This window comes from Priestia sp. SIMBA_032 (assembly GCF_046535215.1).
Lineage (GTDB): Bacteria > Bacillota > Bacilli > Bacillales > Bacillaceae_H > Priestia > Priestia aryabhattai.
The window spans coordinates 1-530 of sequence record NZ_JAWRXD010000099.1; the positions used below are offsets into that span (position 1 = coordinate 1).

Here is a 530-nt window from a genome sequence, read left to right on the forward strand (position 1 = left end):
ATTAGATTTAGTGGGATGGAAAATAAAGATTGGAGGATTAAAATGCAGAAAATAATAAGCTTTTATAATGAAGAAATGAGCAATCATAAATGGTTCGAAAAACAAATTTCATGGATTATATTTTATATGATTTTTATAACTAGTTTTTTTCTAATATTAATAATTAACCCAAGAGGTTATATCTGGACAATAATATTATTTATACTTACTTTTTTTATAATGTTTATTCTTATAGTTTCAACATATAAATTTGTAAATGAATTAGAGGTTGATGAAACTTTAACATTTTCTAATAAGATGAAAAAATGTTTTAAAATTATGGTTACGACTAAACTATTATTATCGATTAATAATAGTGAGCTAGTTAGGTTAAAAAAGATAAATGCATTACGTATTTTTTTAAGAGAAAAAGGTTTATATAATGAGAAATGTTTAAGTAAATATATAGAAGTATTGGACAAAGAATATCAAACTCAATTTTCTACAACATCAATTTTCCCTGTAATCATAGGTCTTTTTGTTCCGATTTG

1 protein-coding gene is annotated in these 530 nt (G+C 22.5%); it reads left to right on the forward strand.

From position 1 onward, the window contains the following. Positions 1-42: 42 nt before the first annotated feature. Positions 43-530: hypothetical protein (locus SB717_RS33480; protein ID WP_410907109.1), on the forward strand; the 488-nt coding region annotated here is incomplete at its 3' end.